Annotated in this window: 28 protein-coding genes; 25 read left to right on the top strand and 3 right to left on the bottom strand. The window is 41.7% G+C overall.

Annotation, left to right across the window (positions count from 1 at the left end; all coding sequences use genetic code 11):
• Positions 1–76 precede the first annotated feature (76 nt).
• Positions 77–799, top strand: coding sequence for a hypothetical protein (locus ABID13_RS22185; protein WP_048929330.1), 723 nt, complete (start codon positions 77–79; stop codon positions 797–799).
• A 571-nt stretch (positions 800–1,370) separates the two neighbouring features.
• On the opposite strand, the gene ABID13_RS22180 is transcribed toward ABID13_RS22185, so the two are convergent.
• The 3 genes from ABID13_RS22180 to ABID13_RS22170 all read right to left on the bottom strand — a co-directional run bounded on the left by ABID13_RS22180 (position 1,371) and on the right by ABID13_RS22170 (position 3,918).
• Positions 1,371–2,765 (bottom strand): tyrosine-type recombinase/integrase, encoded by a 1,395-nt coding sequence (locus ABID13_RS22180; RefSeq protein ID WP_048929329.1) that lies wholly within the window; start codon positions 2,763–2,765, stop codon positions 1,371–1,373.
• 125 nt (positions 2,766–2,890) lie between these two features.
• On the bottom strand, positions 2,891–3,580 hold the full coding sequence (locus ABID13_RS22175; RefSeq protein WP_048929328.1) for an ImmA/IrrE family metallo-endopeptidase: 690 nt from the start codon (positions 3,578–3,580) through the stop codon (positions 2,891–2,893).
• Between the two features lie 2 nt (positions 3,581–3,582).
• Positions 3,583–3,918 carry a helix-turn-helix domain-containing protein gene (locus ABID13_RS22170; RefSeq protein WP_082173802.1) on the bottom strand — a complete coding sequence of 112 codons (336 nt, stop codon included), beginning with the start codon at positions 3,916–3,918 and terminating at the stop codon, positions 3,583–3,585.
• Positions 3,919–4,132: 214 nt separating this feature from the next.
• On the opposite strand from ABID13_RS22170, the gene ABID13_RS22165 reads away from it, so the two are divergent.
• The 24 genes from ABID13_RS22165 to ABID13_RS22050 all read left to right on the top strand — a co-directional run bounded on the left by ABID13_RS22165 (position 4,133) and on the right by ABID13_RS22050 (position 17,403).
• Complete coding sequence (locus ABID13_RS22165) at positions 4,133–4,339, top strand: helix-turn-helix domain-containing protein (protein WP_048929327.1); 207 nt, start codon at positions 4,133–4,135, stop codon at positions 4,337–4,339.
• 86 nt (positions 4,340–4,425) lie between these two features.
• The gene (locus ABID13_RS22160) at positions 4,426–4,623 is read left to right on the top strand and encodes a MerR family transcriptional regulator (protein WP_048929326.1); all 198 of its coding nucleotides are present in this window, start codon (positions 4,426–4,428) and stop codon (positions 4,621–4,623) included.
• A complete protein-coding gene (locus ABID13_RS22155; RefSeq protein WP_048929325.1) occupies positions 4,616–4,843 on the top strand; it encodes a hypothetical protein in 228 nt (75 codons plus the stop codon). Before ABID13_RS22160 ends, ABID13_RS22155 begins: the two co-directional genes overlap by 8 nt.
• Positions 4,844–4,856: 13 nt before the next feature.
• Positions 4,857–5,048, top strand: a complete 192-nt coding sequence (locus tag ABID13_RS22150; RefSeq protein ID WP_156200027.1) for a hypothetical protein — start codon at positions 4,857–4,859, stop codon at positions 5,046–5,048.
• Positions 5,032–5,235 (top strand): hypothetical protein, encoded by a 204-nt coding sequence (locus tag ABID13_RS22145; RefSeq protein ID WP_156200025.1) that lies wholly within the window; start codon positions 5,032–5,034, stop codon positions 5,233–5,235. Before ABID13_RS22150 ends, ABID13_RS22145 begins: the two co-directional genes overlap by 17 nt.
• A complete protein-coding gene (locus ABID13_RS22140; protein ID WP_048929323.1) occupies positions 5,213–5,398 on the top strand; it encodes a hypothetical protein in 186 nt (61 codons plus the stop codon). The genes ABID13_RS22145 and ABID13_RS22140 overlap by 23 nt, the downstream gene beginning before the upstream one ends.
• Positions 5,395–6,312 carry a DUF1351 domain-containing protein gene (locus tag ABID13_RS22135; RefSeq protein WP_048929322.1) on the top strand — a complete coding sequence of 306 codons (918 nt, stop codon included), beginning with the start codon at positions 5,395–5,397 and terminating at the stop codon, positions 6,310–6,312. The genes ABID13_RS22140 and ABID13_RS22135 overlap by 4 nt, the downstream gene beginning before the upstream one ends.
• Positions 6,313–6,316: 4 nt before the next feature.
• On the top strand, positions 6,317–6,994 hold the full coding sequence (locus ABID13_RS22130; protein ID WP_048929600.1) for an ERF family protein: 678 nt from the start codon (positions 6,317–6,319) through the stop codon (positions 6,992–6,994).
• Positions 6,995–6,997: 3 nt separating this feature from the next.
• Positions 6,998–7,582 carry a hypothetical protein gene (locus tag ABID13_RS22125; protein ID WP_156200022.1) on the top strand — a complete coding sequence of 195 codons (585 nt, stop codon included), beginning with the start codon at positions 6,998–7,000 and terminating at the stop codon, positions 7,580–7,582.
• Complete coding sequence (locus tag ABID13_RS22120; protein ID WP_045094050.1) at positions 7,575–7,877, top strand: hypothetical protein; 303 nt, start codon at positions 7,575–7,577, stop codon at positions 7,875–7,877. The genes ABID13_RS22125 and ABID13_RS22120 overlap by 8 nt, the downstream gene beginning before the upstream one ends.
• Before the next feature lie 136 nt (positions 7,878–8,013).
• Positions 8,014–8,382 carry a hypothetical protein gene (locus ABID13_RS22115; protein ID WP_045093871.1) on the top strand — a complete coding sequence of 123 codons (369 nt, stop codon included), beginning with the start codon at positions 8,014–8,016 and terminating at the stop codon, positions 8,380–8,382.
• The gene (locus ABID13_RS22110) at positions 8,383–8,745 is read left to right on the top strand and encodes a PDDEXK family nuclease (RefSeq protein WP_048929320.1); all 363 of its coding nucleotides are present in this window, start codon (positions 8,383–8,385) and stop codon (positions 8,743–8,745) included.
• Positions 8,717–9,481 (top strand): DUF6291 domain-containing protein, encoded by a 765-nt coding sequence (locus ABID13_RS22105; protein WP_197092165.1) that lies wholly within the window; start codon positions 8,717–8,719, stop codon positions 9,479–9,481. The genes ABID13_RS22110 and ABID13_RS22105 overlap by 29 nt, the downstream gene beginning before the upstream one ends.
• 1 nt (position 9,482) lies before the next feature.
• Positions 9,483–10,268, top strand: a complete 786-nt coding sequence (locus ABID13_RS22100; protein WP_048929318.1) for a hypothetical protein — start codon at positions 9,483–9,485, stop codon at positions 10,266–10,268.
• An 86-nt stretch (positions 10,269–10,354) separates the two neighbouring features.
• A complete protein-coding gene (locus tag ABID13_RS22095; protein WP_048929317.1) occupies positions 10,355–11,158 on the top strand; it encodes a DUF2971 domain-containing protein in 804 nt (267 codons plus the stop codon).
• An 82-nt stretch (positions 11,159–11,240) separates the two neighbouring features.
• On the top strand, positions 11,241–12,206 hold the full coding sequence (locus tag ABID13_RS22090) for a radical SAM protein (protein WP_048929316.1): 966 nt from the start codon (positions 11,241–11,243) through the stop codon (positions 12,204–12,206).
• A gap of 16 nt (positions 12,207–12,222) precedes the next feature.
• Entirely contained in the window at positions 12,223–12,378 is a 156-nt protein-coding gene (locus tag ABID13_RS22085) for a hypothetical protein (RefSeq protein WP_156200020.1), read from the top strand.
• 606 nt (positions 12,379–12,984) lie between these two features.
• The gene (locus ABID13_RS22080; protein WP_048929315.1) at positions 12,985–13,344 is read left to right on the top strand and encodes a hypothetical protein; all 360 of its coding nucleotides are present in this window, start codon (positions 12,985–12,987) and stop codon (positions 13,342–13,344) included.
• Between the two features lie 72 nt (positions 13,345–13,416).
• Positions 13,417–13,581 (top strand): ribbon-helix-helix domain-containing protein, encoded by a 165-nt coding sequence (locus ABID13_RS22075; RefSeq protein WP_082173801.1) that lies wholly within the window; start codon positions 13,417–13,419, stop codon positions 13,579–13,581.
• 392 nt (positions 13,582–13,973) lie between these two features.
• Complete coding sequence (locus tag ABID13_RS22070; protein WP_048929314.1) at positions 13,974–15,014, top strand: tyrosine-type recombinase/integrase; 1,041 nt, start codon at positions 13,974–13,976, stop codon at positions 15,012–15,014.
• Positions 15,015–15,027: 13 nt separating this feature from the next.
• Positions 15,028–15,441 carry a DUF1492 domain-containing protein gene (locus tag ABID13_RS22065; protein ID WP_227162290.1) on the top strand — a complete coding sequence of 138 codons (414 nt, stop codon included), beginning with the start codon at positions 15,028–15,030 and terminating at the stop codon, positions 15,439–15,441.
• Between the two features lie 272 nt (positions 15,442–15,713).
• Positions 15,714–15,995, top strand: a complete 282-nt coding sequence (locus ABID13_RS22060; RefSeq protein WP_048929313.1) for a LexA family protein — start codon at positions 15,714–15,716, stop codon at positions 15,993–15,995.
• Between the two features lie 56 nt (positions 15,996–16,051).
• Complete coding sequence (locus tag ABID13_RS22055; RefSeq protein ID WP_048929312.1) at positions 16,052–16,897, top strand: endonuclease/exonuclease/phosphatase family protein; 846 nt, start codon at positions 16,052–16,054, stop codon at positions 16,895–16,897.
• Positions 16,897–17,403 (top strand): hypothetical protein, encoded by a 507-nt coding sequence (locus ABID13_RS22050; protein WP_048929311.1) that lies wholly within the window; start codon positions 16,897–16,899, stop codon positions 17,401–17,403. Before ABID13_RS22055 ends, ABID13_RS22050 begins: the two co-directional genes overlap by 1 nt.
• The last annotated feature ends 36 nt before the right edge of the window (positions 17,404–17,439 follow it).

Here is a 17,439-nt window from a genome sequence, read left to right as displayed (position 1 = left end):
GAAGTATGTGTTTTAATGATACGTGCTTTGTTGGCAATGGTATGAACAGAAAAAATAAGTTAGGGAGATTCTAACAGTGAAAAAACTATTTTGGATAGCTGCTTTTTTTATGACATTATCTATATGTTTATATATTTCTATCTTTTTCCTTCCAAAAGAAACAGATGATATATTAATCCTTTCTCTCTTTACTATAAGTTTTTTGTTTCTTATTTTGTTTGGTGCGATCTTTGCGGTAACCTTGTTAGAAGTTATACAACCATATAAATTTCTTCTTGGTAAAAGAGAAGATATGGATGAGTGTATTGTACGAAAAGAAACTAATATTGTTTCAATAAATAATCTATGCGATGAAATCAGTAAGAAAGGTTATGTTTTAGAAGAGAAGCTATCCTGTGAAATGGGAAATATAAAGATTTTTCAGCAAATTGAACACAGAAAGAGAAGAACGATTGTGAATTATATAATTATTATGGATTATTTTCCGGATATCAGTTCTTATCAGTCTGAAAATGTTCAAATATTAATGGATTCAGCAATAGCTAAAAGTGAAAAAAGAAAAAAGTTAAAAGGATTGATTAACAGGAAGTATATATTATGTGTATTTTCAAACAATGTGAGTAAGGATAACATTAAGAAATTCATATTTAGTGCTAATTTTGCGAATACGATATATTTGCCGTTGATAGTAGATACTGAGTCTAAAGTTGTTTACCATGCATCAATATTATTAAAATACGATAGTGGGAAAGTACTTGAAGAGTTAACACAAAGAGTTTCTTCTATTTTTTATAAGTAGAGCTGGTCCGATAAAGGTATAACACGAACAAATGGAAGGGGCGTGGCATGAGGCTAGAACTTTGCATTAAATATGGATATTATGATGAAGGTTACCTTTTTATTGCCAGCAGAACTAGAAAGAGGGGGACAGGTAGAATCTTTACAAAATATCTGGAAAGCTTATGTAACTGGACATGAAGATTAAAAAAACATTGCTGAATCATTATTGTTTTGATCAGAAGGATGTGTCAGATAAAGAACTTGGACTGGAACAAGCAGCAAATAAAAGAATGATTATATGAGTGTAAACAAAAGTAAACATGGTTTTTCAAAAGCAAAAACCCCGAAACACTTGATTTATCAAGCTTTCAGGGGCATTCACAAGTAGCGGAAGGGAGACTTGAACTCTCGACACCACGGGTATGAATTTGACATTGTTAAATTTGTAACTTTTTTGCATTTCCGTAATTTGCGAAAAATCCTTATTTCATGCGGCTTCCCAGGTTTATTAAAATTTGTATATCTTGTCATTTTTCGTTATTTCTGAGGACTTTTTTAAATTTTGTCCATAAATAGTCCATAAATTTTCATCATCTTTTCCCATATAATGCACTGGCTACGGCATCCGATGCACGCCGGTCAGCGTGACGAAGGATATGGCCGTAGAGGTTTCCTGTGGTGCTGGATTGGGCATGTCCAAGCCTTCCTGCTACTGTTACAATATCAATGCCAGAGTAGAGCAGTATGCTGGCCTGTGAATGCCTGAATTTATGTGGATAAATATGCGGTAGGTTCTCAGCTTTTTGAAAATCAATAATCCAATGGTTCAGACTATGGGGATCCATTACGTTCCCGTTCTCTTGAATGAATAGGTACTGTTCTTTATTGTAATCTGAGTCTTCAACATAAAATAGTTCTTTTTTCTGATATTCTTGGTATTCCTTAAGCAGGCGGGTCATCTCGTCTGATATGCTGACTACCCTTGATTTTTTTCCTTTTGGTGTATCTGCGTATAAGCCGATGCCTTTTAATCTCTGTATATTCCGGTCAATCAGTATCTGTTTCTTGTCAAAATCAATGACAGGCCATCGGATACCGAATAACTCCCCACGGCGCACACCAGTATCTACGAGCAGACATACCATAACCCTATATTTCATTGGATATTTTTCAAGACATTCCCGTATTCTGATAATATCGTCTATTTCTAGATACTCAGCTTCCTTTTTCACGATGGCTGGAGGTGTGGCTCTGCTGGCTACATTAATTGCTAGATCTCCTTTTTGGCAGGCCATCTCAAGGACAGAATGGATGAAAGTATGGTAGTGACCTATGGTTTTTGCGGATAACCCTTCTTTATCTCCAAGAGGTATGATTTCAAATAGATCTGAAACATCCTTTTCTAATGCTTTGGATAGTTTATCTGCAGTGGCCAAATTTACATGTCGCTTTTTCATGGCGATTCCTACCGTTGTTGGTGTAAGTCCAGTCATATCACTAAGTGCTTTGTTAGTCAGTTTACGCTTATTCCGCTCGATGATTAGGCTATCTTTGGCTACAGCTTTAGTATCCTTACGGATACCTTCCTGTTGCAATTTTAGGTAAAAGTCATCCAGATGTTTTGCTTTTAACTTGTCCATCCTAATAAATCCTATTTCGGTATCAATTCTGGGGAGCAGGCTGTTATAGAAGGCAACGGATTTTTTCTTGTTTCCGCTTTTAAGTTCTATATAACGCCTACAGTATTCAGAGAGAGTACTGGTATCTATAGATATTCTTCCCTCTTTACATTTGGCTTCAAACGCGCCCATTTCTTTTTCTAGTGCTTTTTTAATTGCTTTATCAGACTTGTATGTTTCAGGCACTTTCCAACTCTCTGTGTATGGTTTAAGCTTCTTACCAGTACTATCACGCCCACGGAAGACCTGAATCTGATAAGAGATGATGTTTCCATCCTTGTCTTTATAGGGTACTGCAGTTGCCATTATATCACTCCTCCTTAAAAATGGACATAAAAAATACACCCCTTGCCAGGATGCTCCAGAGATGATATAATTTGGTTGCGAAACAAAATATATCTTCTGGAAGCTAACCCAGTAAGAGAATTATGTTAAAAGTCATTCCTGCGCCTACAGGGGTGGCTTTTTTCATTTATATGATCAAATATATCAATGAAAGATTCCGTACGCAATCCTTGTTTTTCTTGCTGCTTTTTTGACAAAATTTTTATATTTTCCAGCTTTATTCCAGCATAGTATTGTAGGATTTCGTATTTTAGGTTTTCTATCCTATATTTCACTGCTGCTTTAGGAACAAGGTATGTATCACATGCTATATTGACGAAATCTTCTATAGCTACCTGATCAGGATGTTTTCCGACTAGATCGTACAGCATTGGTATAAACTCCCTAAATGGCATAAGAAATTCCGCTGCTCCTTCATTTGCTTGCCATTCAAGGAACGGATCCTGATTGGGTGCCGCCACTTCATTAAAACAATTGAATGTAGACCGTCCTGTATGCCGATGCAATGCTAGATGCATTGCTTCATGTCCACAATCAAAATTTTGCTCTCTGAATGTTCGTGCGCTATTTAGTAGTATTACATCTGGATGTGGCTTTTTTCCAATTGCTGCCATACCACGCAAACCAGGTGTTTTAAAAGGTAGCGCTTCCATTTTTACACCAGTAGATTCAAAAGTTTTTACAAGGTTTATTCCACATTGGAAATCTTTGAATCCCATAAAACGTTTGACCCGTATAACATTTTTGTATAGTTCAAATTTGTAATTCTGATCCAATCCTATTTCTCTCCCCTTAACCTCCTTATAGTATCAAGAGCGAGACGAATATCGTCCGGGTCGATTCCGCTGTCTTGGGCTTCCTTGGCGTAGGACAGGTATATGCCCTTCAAATCGCTATAAGGATTTTTCTTTTCTTCTGGCTCCTCTGTTCCGGTCATTAAATATTCAACGGATACACCAAAATAATCAGCAATTTTTTTAAGCTTATCGGCTTTTGGAGTACTTTTTCCTCGTTTCCATTCACTGAAAAGTGAGGAAGGGAGGCCGGTTCCCTTACACACATCAGCTGCTCTTAAATGTCGCTCGTCTAATAACCTTGCAAAAATTTCGTACATAATATCGCCCTTTCAAGAAAAACTAGAAAATTCTAAAAATGGCTTGACAAACTAGAATAATCTAGCTATACTATGTACATGAGCTAGAAAATCCTAGTATAACAATATATAAAATTCTAGTTTTATAATCAATTAGTGGATAATTTGATTATATAGAATTTTCTAGCTAAAGTCAATAAAAATATTAGAATTTTTGAAGAAAGGAGCGTTTAATTTGCTTAGTGCTGTTGATTCTTATGCAAGGCTGAATGACTTGACGAAAGAGCAAGGGCTATCATTTTATCAGTTAGGAAAAAAAGTCAATATGCCTTCTTCCTTTTTTAGCGAGTGGAAAAGAGGAAAAATGATGCCCAAGGCTGATAAACTTCAAATCCTCGCTGATTACTTTGGTGTTCCACTTGATTATTTTTTGAAAGAATAAGAACGTATGTTTGCTCTATGTGCTGTAATTGTACTCCCTTCAACATAAGATGTCAATAGGGAGGGGATGGAAAGGAGGGGTGATTTATGGTAACGATACGGGTACCAAATTATTGCACTATTACTGAGGTATGCAAGAAATTTGGTTTTACTTATTATACAGTATCATATTGGTTAGATCATAACCTGGTGAAGTGGATACCGGCTGGATCTAAGAAGCTGATCAACATGGAGGATCTTGATCTGTTTTTAAATGGAGAGAAGGGGGCAAATGCTAATGAGTAAAGCAGACATCCAGTACATGCCCCTCACGACAGACCCGGCCCGGTATAATCATGATCTAATCACAGAACTTACACAGGCCAACATCTGGCTGGCCGGAGGTCTGCATGAGGAGCGGATGATGCAGAGGGGGTCAGAGCAGTGGAGGATGGCCCTGGCGATCATGCTGGCAGTGACGGTTACGCTCCTGGTCCTTACCTGGACCGGATACATATCGATATAGGAAGGAGGTGATTATGGTGAGCAGACGAAAGAACGGAACAAACCGTGCGGCGGCAGCCCTGGGGATTAATCCCTTCGGCTGGGGAAACGGAAAAGCAAGAAAAAGGCCGAGGGAGGTGCGAACTCCGGTCGGCCAGATGAAAATTAACACTATCAATAATATAGCACAGGTGGAAGGGGATTGTAAAGATGGCAAATCTATCTAATATCCAAATGAACAATGTGCCTATGGACCTGTTCATTCAAGGTCAGATGGCGGCAGAAAGAATCAAAGCAGCACAGGAATATGTCAGCTCCGCGAAGTACGTAGATTATGATGTTGCATTCGGCATCCTGGGGATAAAAAAGAGGGCACAGAAGGAGGTCGGTGATGAGGCATCCATACCGCTGTGATACCTGTGGATGTTACCTGGACCCGGGAGAGGGGGACCAGTGTGACAAGTGTCAACAGGATGAAATGGAACATATGAAAAAAAGACAGATGGCACAAGAATCCATCCATCTGGCAGATGGGTGGCAATATGAAATGAATTTTGATGGAGGTATGGAGATATGATGGAAAATATTATGTTACAGGTGAGGCCGGTAGCAGGCCTGATTAAGACCAACTTTGATGAGATTGAGAAGCAACTGGCGGCTGATATGTGCCAGTATGATGGGATTATCTTCACGGAAGATACTAAAACGGATGCCAAGAAGAAGGTGGCGGAACTGCGCAAGCTTAAGAAAAGCATCGAGGATAGCCGTAAGGAAGTCAAGGCTCAGTGGATGGAACCATATAACCAGTTTGAAGCCCGGGTGAAGCAGGTGGCTGCCCTGGTGGACAAGCCAATCAACCATATCAACGGACAGGTAGAGGAGTTTGAGGCAAAGCGGCTTAAGGAACGTCAGACAGAGATAGAACAGATATATACAGAAGAAATTGGTGATATGGCGGACTTCCTTCCGCTCTACCGTCTGCAGGAGGACAAGTGGGGCAACGCCAGTACCTCCATCAAATCCATCCGTAAGTCCATGTCGGAGACCATTGCCAATACCCGGGCCGGGAAGGCAGCCATTGAGGCCATGCAGTCCGATGCGGTACCGGATGCCCTGCGGAAGTTCCAGGCCACTTTGAGCCTTCCAGATGCGCTTGCATATATCAACCGGTACGAAGCCCAGAAGGCTGAGATACTGCGGAAGGAAGAGGAACGCAGGCATCAGGAAGAGGAACGCAGGCACCAGGAAGAGATGGAACGTGTCCGGAAGGATGAGCGCCAGCGCATGGCTCATGAGGAACGTATCCGTAAGGATGCAGAGGAAGCTGTGAGGGCAGAAATCAAGTCCGTGGATGAGGAGAATGCCGCACCGCTTACGGCCCCAAATTCCCATACCGCAGTATATACGGTAGTGGGTACGGATGCCGAACTGCAGGAGGTAGAGATGGCTATGACAAGTTTGGGATTGTATTTTGAGAGGAAGGATGTCTGATGACATGAACGTATATGAAAAGCTACAACATGTCCAGTCCATCCTAAAGGCACCAAAGAGCCAGTACAATAAATTTGGCAATTATTATTACAGGAACTGTGAGGATATACAAGAGGCAGCCAAACCTATTATGCAGGAAGTTAAAGCGGTGCTTGTTGTTGGGGATGAGTTAGTCATGGTTGGTGACCGGTATTACATAAAGGCCACAGCCAGGTTTGTGGACTGTGAATCAGGCGAGGCGGTGGAAAATACTTCATATGCCAGGGAGGAACTTGATAAGAAAGGTATGGACGCATCCCAGATTACAGGGAGCAGCAGTAGCTATGCCAGGAAGTATGCCCTAAATGGACTATTCTGTATTGATGACACGAAAGATGCAGACACCGCCCAGGAGGATATTCCAGGGAAAGAAGATAAACGGAGTGGTGAAAAGAAACAATCCAAAAAACTGAATGAGTCACAGGTTAATGATCTGATAGCAGAGTGTCAACGGACGGGAAAGCATTGGAAAATCATCTGTCAAATGTATAATGCTGACAAATTCAGCAGTATGGATGTATCACAATATGAAGATTGTATGAAGCGGTTCAAAAATACTCCTGATAAACCGTCAGATACGAATACATCTCCACCAGATGATATACAGGATGGCGGATTGCCCTGGAATGACCCAAAGAGGTGATGATTGATGGAGAGCAAGGGAACCCTAAAGGATATCGCACGTAACTGGGAAACAGGCAAATTCCTGCTGACCTTTGAGATGGACCAGGACATAACGGGACAACTGGAAGGTATACGTGGCAAACTGCTTAACATAGTAGCCAAGCAATACCGGAAGAAGCGTAGCCTGGATGCCAATGCATATTACTGGCAGTTGCTGACCAAATTAGCGGAGGCATCCGGGATATCCAAGAACCGGGCGCATAACCTTATGCTCCGCAGATATGGTCAGTTGGAAGAGATGGACGGTCATCTGATATATGTTGTGGTGCCGGACGATGATAAGGGGGCGGACCGGTCACTGGAGGCTGAGACCTACCATATCAAGCCGACCACGGAGGTAAAGGTTGCTTCTGATGGCTCACGATTCCGTACATACATCATGCTGCGCGGTTCCAGCACTTACGACACATCCGAAATGAGTAAGCTAATTGATGGATTGGTATCGGAGTGCCAGGAGCTGGGGATTGAGACCCTTCCTCCAAAAGAGATAGAGCGGATGATGCAGTTGTATGAGCAGCATCGCAGGAAGAAGGCGCAGGATGGCTAAAAAGTTGTGGAGTGTTTTTACTGATGACATGGACCATTGCTATTTCACAGGTAGCCCGTATGTGGAGCGCCATCATATATTTGAGGGTAGGCAGGGATATGGACCGAAATCGGAAAATAGGGGGTTCATAATCCCACTCCGGTATGACCTGCATCCAAACGGTGCCAAATTCCAGGCAACGGCAGAGAATAAGCAGATAGACAATAAGCTTAAGCGGATGGCCCAGGAGTACTACGAGGAGCATTACGGCAGCCGCGAAGATTTCAGGCAGGAATTTGGAAAGAGTTACTTATAGCAAGGTATCAAATCCCCTTAGGGATGATACATAGAACAACAACACTTGGTCAGATTGCGATATGTCACGATAACTTTCTGACCCTGGGCCGGGACCTATCAGACCTCCTTTACCCGGCCCGAAAGGAGGGATTGAATTGAGATACACAAAAAATTCTGATGTTATCCAATGCGCTGTGTACAATGCCCTGGGCGTAGGAAAACAGAATGCCATAAGCAGGGCGGAACTCAGCCGGATCACTGGATATAAGGATAGACGTATCCGTGAGGCGATAGAGGCCATGCGATACAGTAAGGTTATCATTAACCTGGACAATGGTGACGGATATTACATACCTGACTCAACGCTCCAGGGCCGCCGTGAAGCCGCTGCCTGGATTGCAAGGCAGGACAGGAGGATACAGTCCATGAAGGCAGCTACAAAGGGCGCTAGGCGGTTCGTGAACGGGGTAAGGAGCAAGGGTATCCCAGGCCAGATAAGTATGTTCGGGATGGGAGGCATGTAGATGGGGAAAGCACAGCGTGAAAAAGGGAAGCGTGGTGAACGGGAACTTGCCAATCTCCTTAAGGACCATGGATACAACTGCCGTAGGGGCCAGCAGTATTGTGGCACCAACGGGGATGCGGATGTGGTGGGACTTCCAGGCATACACATCGAATGCAAAAGGGTAGAACGCCTTAACCTTGAGGATGCCATGAGACAGGCTATAGATGACACGGAGGCGGAGAAATTACCGTTCAGCGAGGAAATCTACCCCGCAGTGTTCCACCGCCGCAATCGTGGCTCCTGGTTGGTCACAATGCGTCTGGATGACTGGATGAACCTGTATCGAGAGTGGGATGCTGGTAGACAACTGGATGGTGGTTGATATGAGGGAGAGCGTAGTATTTTACAGGAGTTTTTATGAAGCTGTCAAGGAACTCCCGCCAGAACAGTTCAAAGCTGCGGTAACTGCGATTATGGAGTATGGTCTGAATGAGAAGGAACCGGAAACAAGTGGGATTGAACGGACGATATTCCTCCTCACCAAACCCCAGATTGATGCCAATAACCGCAAATACCTAAATGGAACCAAAGGAGGCAGACCTAAAACCTCGCAGGAACCTATCAATAACCAAACCGGAACCAAAAGTAAACCTACAAATAACCAAACCGAAATCAAACCAGAACCCAAGGTAAAGGATAAGGTAAAGGATAAGGTAAAGGTAAAGGATAATGATAATACATTTTGCCCGGAGCCGGATAAATCCGCTCCAGGCAGCCCGGTGGCAATATCCTTTATGCTAAATGATAAATCCATGTATGATGTGACGGAGAATGACGTGGACATGTTCCAGAAGCTCTATCCGGCTATTGATGTCATGCAGGAGATTCGTAAGGTTGTGGGATGGTGTGAGAGCAATCCGAAGAACCGAAAGACCAGAAGCGGGGCAAAACGGTTCCTGAACGGATGGCTGTCAAGGGCGCAGGACAGGGCAAGACCATCCCAAATACCTGTAAAGCAAAACAATAATAAATTCCACAATTTTGACCAGCGTGATACAGATTATGATGCCATTGCCATGCAGAAAACGCAGGAATGGCTACAAGGAGGAAATGATTGATATGGGGAAACCAAATGAGAGGAGTGCATTGTTTTTAGATCGGTCTTACATAGACCGAAAATTTGCGGAACTGAGAGCGGATATGATAACCGTTATGGAAGCTAAGTTCCGGGCAGTACAGAACAATCAGGAGAAAATTATTAAGCTTCTGGAAAGGGATGATGATAAGCCCAGAAAACAGGAAACCATATCGGAAGCATATACCTGGAAGATTGAGATACGCCGCAGGGTGGATAGGATGGTTAAGGACTACCCGGAACTGTATTCCGATTTCAACAATGTTCTGACCCGAATATATCGGAAAATGCGTGACGTATATGGCTTTGTATCGGAACAGGCCATTAAGGATTATAAGTACGCTACAGGGGCTGAGAAAGCCTCATGCCTGGAGGTGATATCCGAAGATGAAAAACTGCGATCATTGTTTGAGCCTATCCTCTCTAACCTGGAGGAGGACAGCCGTAAGGAGATGGAGCGGCGCCGGATGGCCCAGGAGGCGGAACAGGGTAAGACACGGCAGGAAATCATTCAGCCTCTCATTGAGGCCAGAGGTGACAAAACCAACTTTGGATGTGCTACATATACCGTAGTAAAGTCCAGAATGAAAAAACATGGTGTGAGACTGGATGACTATGAGTCGGAGTTTAGGAAGCGGACAGGGATTAAGCGGAAAGTGTCCAATGGTGAGCTGATTGATAACATGCCTACTCTTAAGCGGGAATTTGCGAAGGCCGTGGGTGAGCTGCTGGCGGAACATCAGAGCATGGTCACTAAGACACAGATTTAGTAGGTTAATGTACATTGACAATTGAATATTGATAGTTGGTTGAGTATAGCGTATAATGAAAACAATTAAACCCTTTGGAGGATAAAATGAAATTACCTGATTTTTTGTATCATTATACAAGCATTGAGACACTTGCTCTGATTTTGAGCAAGCGAACATTACGATTTAATTGCTTATCTTTTGTTGATGATCCGGATGAAAGTAAGGCATCAGATATTGAGGATATTGGTAGATTGTGTGTTGTAAGTTGTTGGACGGATAGGGAAGAGGAATCAATACCTATGTGGCAAATGTATACACCTAATTCAAAGGGGGTACGTTTGAAAATGAGGAGATACCCTTTTAAGGAATATCCTGCAACTATGAAAGGCTCTTGGATAAGATTAGATAATAATGAAATTGGTGATGAGATAGGGAATTTAAACAATTATAGGTCATATATTGATGAGAATAAAATAGCAAGAGAGAATAGGGCCTTTGTAATACCGCCTGCTCCAGAGTTAATTCAAATGAGTTATTCAAATAAGGAAGAAATGATTTATCCCCAGATATTATTTGATAAAAATAACAGATTTGAAATATCCGGTATCGGACAATATAAACGTGAGTGTTGGGAGTTCCAATCTGAATGGAGATATCGTATTTTATTTACGCCATTTAGTGCAGAGGGCATTGAAAAAGGAGAGGGATTTGAGAGTATAAAACATTCAAAGAATGTACCATATAAAGAATATTATTTGGAATTATCTGAGAATGCACTTGAGGGAGCGGAAGTAGTAATGGGTCCTAAGACGTCTGAAGCTGAAAAGATTATCGTAGAGTCGCTTATAGAAAAATTTCAAGGTGAATATATAGTACCTGTAAGACAGAGTAAATTGTCATTAAGATGAACTACCAACTATCAACATTCGGTTGGTAGTTTTTTTATACGAAAAATCGCTATTTGAGTGATTAAGAAAGGAGGCCGGAGCGGTGCGCACCGTTGATGGGATATCCCGGCTCCTTAAAAAAATGATAGTTGGATTACATGACGCGGAAAAAGATTATTTCAAGCATGGAAAGAATTTTCCTAATTTGGCGCTGATGAAAATATCAGCCTGGCATAAGGCGCAGAGAGATACCGTGGAGTGGTGGGTGCCGGTGCTGCACTATGACCGTGTATACAGCAGTAAGGTATTTGACTTCACGCCGGACAATCCTCATCTTCCAGATGATACGATCCGGGGCGGGACCGGATATCGTGATCTACCTATGGATCAGACATTACCACCAGAAATTGACTCCATGTACCCGGATTACTCCATATATCCAGATTGCGATTATGCCATTGGGTATCTGACCCGCGGCTGTCCCAATCACTGCCGATGGTGCGTGGTGCCTAACAAAGAAGGAACTATCAGGCCATACCGGCGCTGGCAGGATGTTGTGAGACAGGACACGGACAAGCTGGTATTGATGGATAACAATATATTGGCTTGCGAATACGGCATAGAACAGTTGGAATCCCTGATCGGGAGCATATACCAGATTGATCTCAACCAGGGGATGGATACGCGGCTGGTGGATGATCGGATTGCAAGCATTTTGGCGCGGCTGAAATGGATTAGGTTCATTCGCTTTTCCTGCGACCAACAGGTACAGATCGAGCCAATCAGGCGCACCATTGAGCTATTGGGTAAGTATGGTGTGAGGCCATACCGGATTTTTATATACATTTTGGTTACGGCTGATATTCAGGACGCAGCGGACAGAGTGGAGGCATTAAAGGGCTATAAGGCAATCAACTTATATGCTCAGGCGGAACGCAATGAGCGGCTTGGAGTTATGCCGAATAAGGCGCAGTTGGAGTTTCAGCAGCGGTACATGTATAGTGGATGTTACCGAACAGAAACATGGGAGGCTTATTGCGAACGTAAGGGATTTAAGGGGGAAAATTAGAATTGGGAGGAAGAAAATGATTAAAGAATATATCAGCACCCCACAGGCATTAGCATTGGCTGTCATGGTTTTTACTTTAGGGTTAAAGACACCAGTTAGGGACGAGACAGCATTAAATGTGATCACAATACTGTGGGTTATAAGTATGGTTGTTCTGTGGGCATTGATGTAATTTAAAGTTTCCGTGAGTTCTGGAGAGAGGAATAGTATATGGATTTTTATAATTGCCCTTATGTCATAGTTATCCCATTTCGCAATGGGAATGAGTATGATGAGGATTATGGATGTGATGCAACGGGAGAATATTGCCAATGTTGTCAGTGTAAATTAACAGCGGAGGAATGTGAACAGCTAATTAGAAAGCACGAGAATTAGCATTTAAAGGAGGTACAGGGGTGCGAAAAAGTAAGTGTATAAAAACGCATTACCCGGAATCCATTTGCATGGCAGAACGAATTGTATTATTTCACGGAACCAAATTTCGTGTTGCTTTGACCGCTCATGAATTTTACTGCGAAAAATGCAAGAAGGTTCGGCATTTGTGGTTCATCAATAGATAATAGCAGTTTGGAGGATGAAGATGTATTTAAACATTGAATATAGAGATGGAAAGACAGAACAGAAAATCGTGGATGATTGTACCGTTAAAGATGGGTGCCTAAAGTATTATATCAGGACAGGAAGAGATGCTGGCACGCATTATATTCCATTGGATATTATCAAAGAGTTTCATAAAGAGAATTAAAGTTTCTGAGAGAACCGGAGGAAAGGAACAGAGATGAAAAAGTCTGATGCGAAATGTAAAGCGAGAATTTTTAAAGACAAGGTATTAAAACCTGCTATCAAAGACCAATTACAAATTCTTTCTCAGGTGGTGCTTTGTAGCAAAGAATTAAAAATAGAGTATTACAAAGATGCTGTTTATGCAGATGGGAAGACAAAATTATTTGAACAATACCCATCATGTAAACAATGGGAACATAGATATTGTCCAGCTAAAGGAAAGAAATATAGGGGTTATGTAACGCCTGGTGGGTATATGTTTTTTGGAGACAGTGAAATAGAAATATATTGTAAAGTGATTGCGGCATTTGCTAGTGAGGAATCACCATTAATCATTCCTTTTAGCGAAACGTAAATTAGCTAAACTGATCTTAACTAAAAAGTGTATACTTATGCGTACTGGTGCGCATAGGAAGGAGGCAGAGGCATGTCACGACCAAAGAAGGACGGAGAAAAGTATGTGCGGCAGAACGTCAGTATGGATCCGCAGCAATTGGAACGGCTGACTACTTACTGCCAGAAAACAGACAGGCCGATAAGCTGGGTAATCCGACAGGCCCTGGATAAGTACTTGGATGATAATGTTGCATAGCGGTGTGTATAAGTGCGCACCGTTGCGCAACAAAACTGATATTTTGGAAAGGAGCTTCATATGTGGTTCGCATATGGACTGATGTGGTTTAGTACTGCACTGGCTGCTTGCGCGGGTATGTATTTTACACATAGCGCATGGTGCTTGTGGGTGTTTATTTTTCCGGCTTGTGTGAAAATGGCGCAAGGGGAAAAAGGAGAAGATAGTCAAAAGAAATAATACACAATATGAGCCGGGGGATCCCCCCCGGTAAATAAAAACGAAAGCAGAGAACATATGTACGAATACAACAAGCGGTGGACACCCGCCAAGATGATCCCACCGCTCCTATAGTAACTACCTGAGTATATTATACCCTGCTCAGGTGGAAAAATCAATGAGGAGGATATGATATGGGTACACAGGCAGTTAAAGCGGAGATTATCAATAATGTTATGGTAGCAATGTCGTATTACATCCAGCAGCAAACCATCCTGTCAATGTTGGAGCAAGTGATGCAGCAGGAACTTGTCCGGGTAAACATGGAGGAGATTACCACGCTGCCGGCAGAGCGGCAGGATAGTATTGCGGAGCGGAATAAGTACCTTATCCAGCTCTTTATGATTAAAAAGAGGAACCTAAAACGCGGGACACTTGAGGGATACTTGGGAGCCATTAAGCGGCTCATTATGGTCATAAACAATAAGTCTCTGGACCAGGTGGACGAGACAGACATAGAGTGGTATCTGGCTCAGTATGAGCGGCGCGAAGGACTGCATGGGAAACTGGAGACTACTACATACAATAACGAACGTAGGTTTCTGTCAGCCTTCTACACCTGGATGAGGAAATCTAAGTTCATTGCAGATAATCCGGTGGAAAGTACGGAGCCGAAAAAGGTAATCCTAAAGCCTATTGATTATTATTCGCCAGAGGAAATCATACGTATCAGGGATGCTTGCCAGAATGAGCGGGAGAGGGCTATCATCGAGGTATTCCGCAGTACCGGCGCCCGAGTGGGAGAGATTGCAGAGATTACTCTGGAGCAAGTCAATCTGGATACAGGGGATATCTGGATTCAGGGAGAGAAGGGCGGGAAATACCGGACATTGTATCTGGATGACGATGCAAAACATTATTATAGGCTTTATCTTGATACACGGACAGATGAAAGTCCATATATGTTCACCAGGACCAGGAAACCCTATGGGAAGATGACCACATGCTCATACCGGAGCATAATGAAGGCCATAGGAAGAAGGGCCGGTCTCACCTGCAGGGTGTATCCACATAAAATGAGGAAAACCCTGGGGATGAACCTCAAAAACAAGGGTGTGGATATAGGGACGATCCAGGAGGTCCTGGGACATGCCAGCCCGGCAGTTACATCACAGTATTATGCACAGTCAACGCCACATACCCTTAGGAGTGTTAGGGAGCGCGTGGCTGTATAGGAGGGATCACTATTTGAAGATTACAAAAAATATGCTTAATAATTATCGGCACCTAAAACGAGAGATACCGATATTGGAGTTGGAATTGGAGAACATGAAAAAGGGGGACAATGGCTTTAATAACAGCACAGTGTTTGATTACAGGGATGGTTTTCCAAGACCACAAAGTGTTGTGGGTTTTGATTGGCCATTGTACGAGCACAGAAAGAAAGTGTTGGATGAAAAAAAGGCCAAGGTCGATGCGGTAAAGCGGTGGATAAATAGCATTGATGATGGACAGACAAGATGTGTATTTAGAATGTTCTACATGGATGGAATGAGTTGGCTTCAGATAGCGGATAAACTTAAATGTACAGGGGACCATAGGGAAGACTATCCAAGAATCTGTATAAGGGACTACTATTTGAAAAAGATGGGTATAGCATAACGATTTTTCGTTCATTTCGCTCATTTCGGATTAGAATATAATTAGGCCAAAAGGCAAGCGCCTGCGGCCTTTCCCCCTACAAAACAAAACGCGGCTGCTGGGCATTATATCCTGGTAGCTGCGTTTTGCTTATTTTGGTGTATCCATTTTTCATTTTTCCCCGGCACCTGAAACTTAGGGTGCCGGGGACCTCCTCCATCATTGTTGGATAAAATTACCATATGCATATATAACTCAATAAATTATAATACCATAAGAAAAGGGGGATCATCATGAAACTGACAGAACGAGAAACACAGATATACCAATACATCCTTGATTACACACAGGAGCATATGTATGCACCCACAATCCGAGAAATAGGAAAGGCTGTGGGGCTAAAATCCACATCATCAGTGGCGACAAATCTGATGCACTTGGAAGCTAAAGGAATGATAGAGGTGGGACAGGATTCGCCCAGAGCAATACGGCTAGTAGGATATAGCATTGTTCACAATTCTATGATCGAGGAACTGAACAGGTTAAGAATTAGGAATAATGGATTAATAATATAGAATAAAAAATCTTTATGTGGTATAATTCTGGTAACAAATGGAGAAGGAACATAGTAATGATAAATATTATGTTTTGGAATGCTAATGCAGGAAAATTCAAAAATCATATAAAAGTCAAAGGAATGATTGACGAGTGTATATGCTCAATGATTGTAGAATATAAATGTGATATTTTTGTTTTGGCAGAATATGAGTATGACTTGGAGGCTTTATGTAATAGAATATCAATAAAAAATAGAGATTTTAAGATAGGGCCATCATTTCAACATACGAGAGTAAAGATGATAATGGATTCTAGGTTAAAATCCGAGGTAATAAGAGACAATAATTATTTTGTTATATATAGCATACAATCATTGAGAACTCAATTTTTGTTGGCTGGGGTTCATTTTCCAAGTAAAATGCATGGAAAAAATGGTGAAAGCGGAGAACTAATAGGAAGAAGATTGATATTTAACCTTATTGAATCAGAAAAAGTGGTTATGCATGAAAAGGCCGTTATTATAGGAGATTTTAATGCAAATCCATTTGAGCCAGTGATGCTTAATGCTGATATGATGCATTCATACCCACGAGCAGATTTTGTACTTAATAAAAAGGTAAGGAAAGTATATGATACAGAATATTCAATTTACTATAATCCCATGTGGAATTTATGGGGAGATGAGGGATTGACTGGAGGAACATATCATTATGATGCTGGAGGTGTGTCGAATCTCTGTTGGAACATATATGACCAGGTTATCTTAAGCCATGACATGGTGAACTATTTTCTTAGAGAATCATTAGAGATAGTAAATCATATTGGTGACTTATCTCTCTTGAATAAGCGTGGAATACCAGACAGTGATAGATTTAGTGACCATTTGCCGATATTTTTTTCGTTAAAGGAGGATATATAATGGAGAATTTTTGGAATATTGATATTAATGTTAGCGCTAGGAAAAGTACACCTCGTGACCTGGTTCAAGAGCAGTGCGAGAAATTAGCAGAAATCACCAATGGTAAAGTTATAGCAAGAGTGGCAGATTATGAAGGAGATTATAAAAGTTATACTAAGATGTCAAACCTAGCATTACTGGCTAATGCTGCTTCTTCTCTAACAATGGAAAGCTTTGATGCACAGAATGAATTAGGTGAGAGCGGGGATGCTGGCTCTTTTGTTTATGAGTTTTTTATTTCATCTGAAAGAACGCCAAAGTATAAATATAGGATTTGTTTCTTATATTATGGTGCGTTATTGTATCCTGTAGGGATAACATTGGAACAATCAATAGCAAATGAATTGGGGGTTGAAACTGAATTCACTGTAGATAGTGAAGAACAGTTTACTGCTATATTAAAAAGAATATTAGGTAGTGATAAACTGTCAGAAGTTTTGAGTAATCTGCTAAGTATAAATATATAATTTTGGAGGCACATGGATGCCTCCGTTTTTATGTAT

Source organism: Enterocloster citroniae (genome assembly GCF_040545455.1).
Lineage (GTDB): Bacteria > Bacillota > Clostridia > Lachnospirales > Lachnospiraceae > Enterocloster > Enterocloster citroniae.
The sequence above is the reverse complement of the archived record's forward strand: the minus strand, read 5'-3'. Positions and strand labels throughout refer to the sequence as shown.

Excerpts from the sequence above, each read along its gene's own strand:
- ABID13_RS22180 (WP_048929329.1), bottom strand. The coding sequence starts at position 2,765 with ATGGCAACTGCAGTACCCTATAAAGACAAGGATGGAAACATCATCTCT.
- ABID13_RS22170 (WP_082173802.1), bottom strand. The coding sequence starts at position 3,918 with ATGTACGAAATTTTTGCAAGGTTATTAGACGAGCGACATTTAAGAGCA.
- ABID13_RS22160 (WP_048929326.1), top strand. The coding sequence starts at position 4,426 with ATGGTAACGATACGGGTACCAAATTATTGCACTATTACTGAGGTATGC.
- ABID13_RS22155 (WP_048929325.1), top strand. The coding sequence starts at position 4,616 with ATGAGTAAAGCAGACATCCAGTACATGCCCCTCACGACAGACCCGGCC.
- ABID13_RS22150 (WP_156200027.1), top strand. The coding sequence starts at position 4,857 with ATGGTGAGCAGACGAAAGAACGGAACAAACCGTGCGGCGGCAGCCCTG.
- ABID13_RS22145 (WP_156200025.1), top strand. The coding sequence starts at position 5,032 with ATGGCAAATCTATCTAATATCCAAATGAACAATGTGCCTATGGACCTG.
- ABID13_RS22140 (WP_048929323.1), top strand. The coding sequence starts at position 5,213 with ATGAGGCATCCATACCGCTGTGATACCTGTGGATGTTACCTGGACCCG.
- ABID13_RS22135 (WP_048929322.1), top strand. The coding sequence starts at position 5,395 with ATGATGGAAAATATTATGTTACAGGTGAGGCCGGTAGCAGGCCTGATT.
- ABID13_RS22130 (WP_048929600.1), top strand. The coding sequence starts at position 6,317 with ATGAACGTATATGAAAAGCTACAACATGTCCAGTCCATCCTAAAGGCA.
- ABID13_RS22120 (WP_045094050.1), top strand. The coding sequence starts at position 7,575 with ATGGCTAAAAAGTTGTGGAGTGTTTTTACTGATGACATGGACCATTGC.
- ABID13_RS22110 (WP_048929320.1), top strand. The coding sequence starts at position 8,383 with ATGGGGAAAGCACAGCGTGAAAAAGGGAAGCGTGGTGAACGGGAACTT.
- ABID13_RS22105 (WP_197092165.1), top strand. The coding sequence starts at position 8,717 with ATGCTGGTAGACAACTGGATGGTGGTTGATATGAGGGAGAGCGTAGTA.
- ABID13_RS22100 (WP_048929318.1), top strand. The coding sequence starts at position 9,483 with ATGGGGAAACCAAATGAGAGGAGTGCATTGTTTTTAGATCGGTCTTAC.
- ABID13_RS22095 (WP_048929317.1), top strand. The coding sequence starts at position 10,355 with ATGAAATTACCTGATTTTTTGTATCATTATACAAGCATTGAGACACTT.
- ABID13_RS22085 (WP_156200020.1), top strand. The coding sequence starts at position 12,223 with ATGATTAAAGAATATATCAGCACCCCACAGGCATTAGCATTGGCTGTC.
- ABID13_RS22080 (WP_048929315.1), top strand. The coding sequence starts at position 12,985 with ATGAAAAAGTCTGATGCGAAATGTAAAGCGAGAATTTTTAAAGACAAG.
- ABID13_RS22075 (WP_082173801.1), top strand. The coding sequence starts at position 13,417 with ATGTCACGACCAAAGAAGGACGGAGAAAAGTATGTGCGGCAGAACGTC.
- ABID13_RS22070 (WP_048929314.1), top strand. The coding sequence starts at position 13,974 with ATGGGTACACAGGCAGTTAAAGCGGAGATTATCAATAATGTTATGGTA.
- ABID13_RS22060 (WP_048929313.1), top strand. The coding sequence starts at position 15,714 with ATGAAACTGACAGAACGAGAAACACAGATATACCAATACATCCTTGAT.
- ABID13_RS22055 (WP_048929312.1), top strand. The coding sequence starts at position 16,052 with ATGATAAATATTATGTTTTGGAATGCTAATGCAGGAAAATTCAAAAAT.
- ABID13_RS22050 (WP_048929311.1), top strand. The coding sequence starts at position 16,897 with ATGGAGAATTTTTGGAATATTGATATTAATGTTAGCGCTAGGAAAAGT.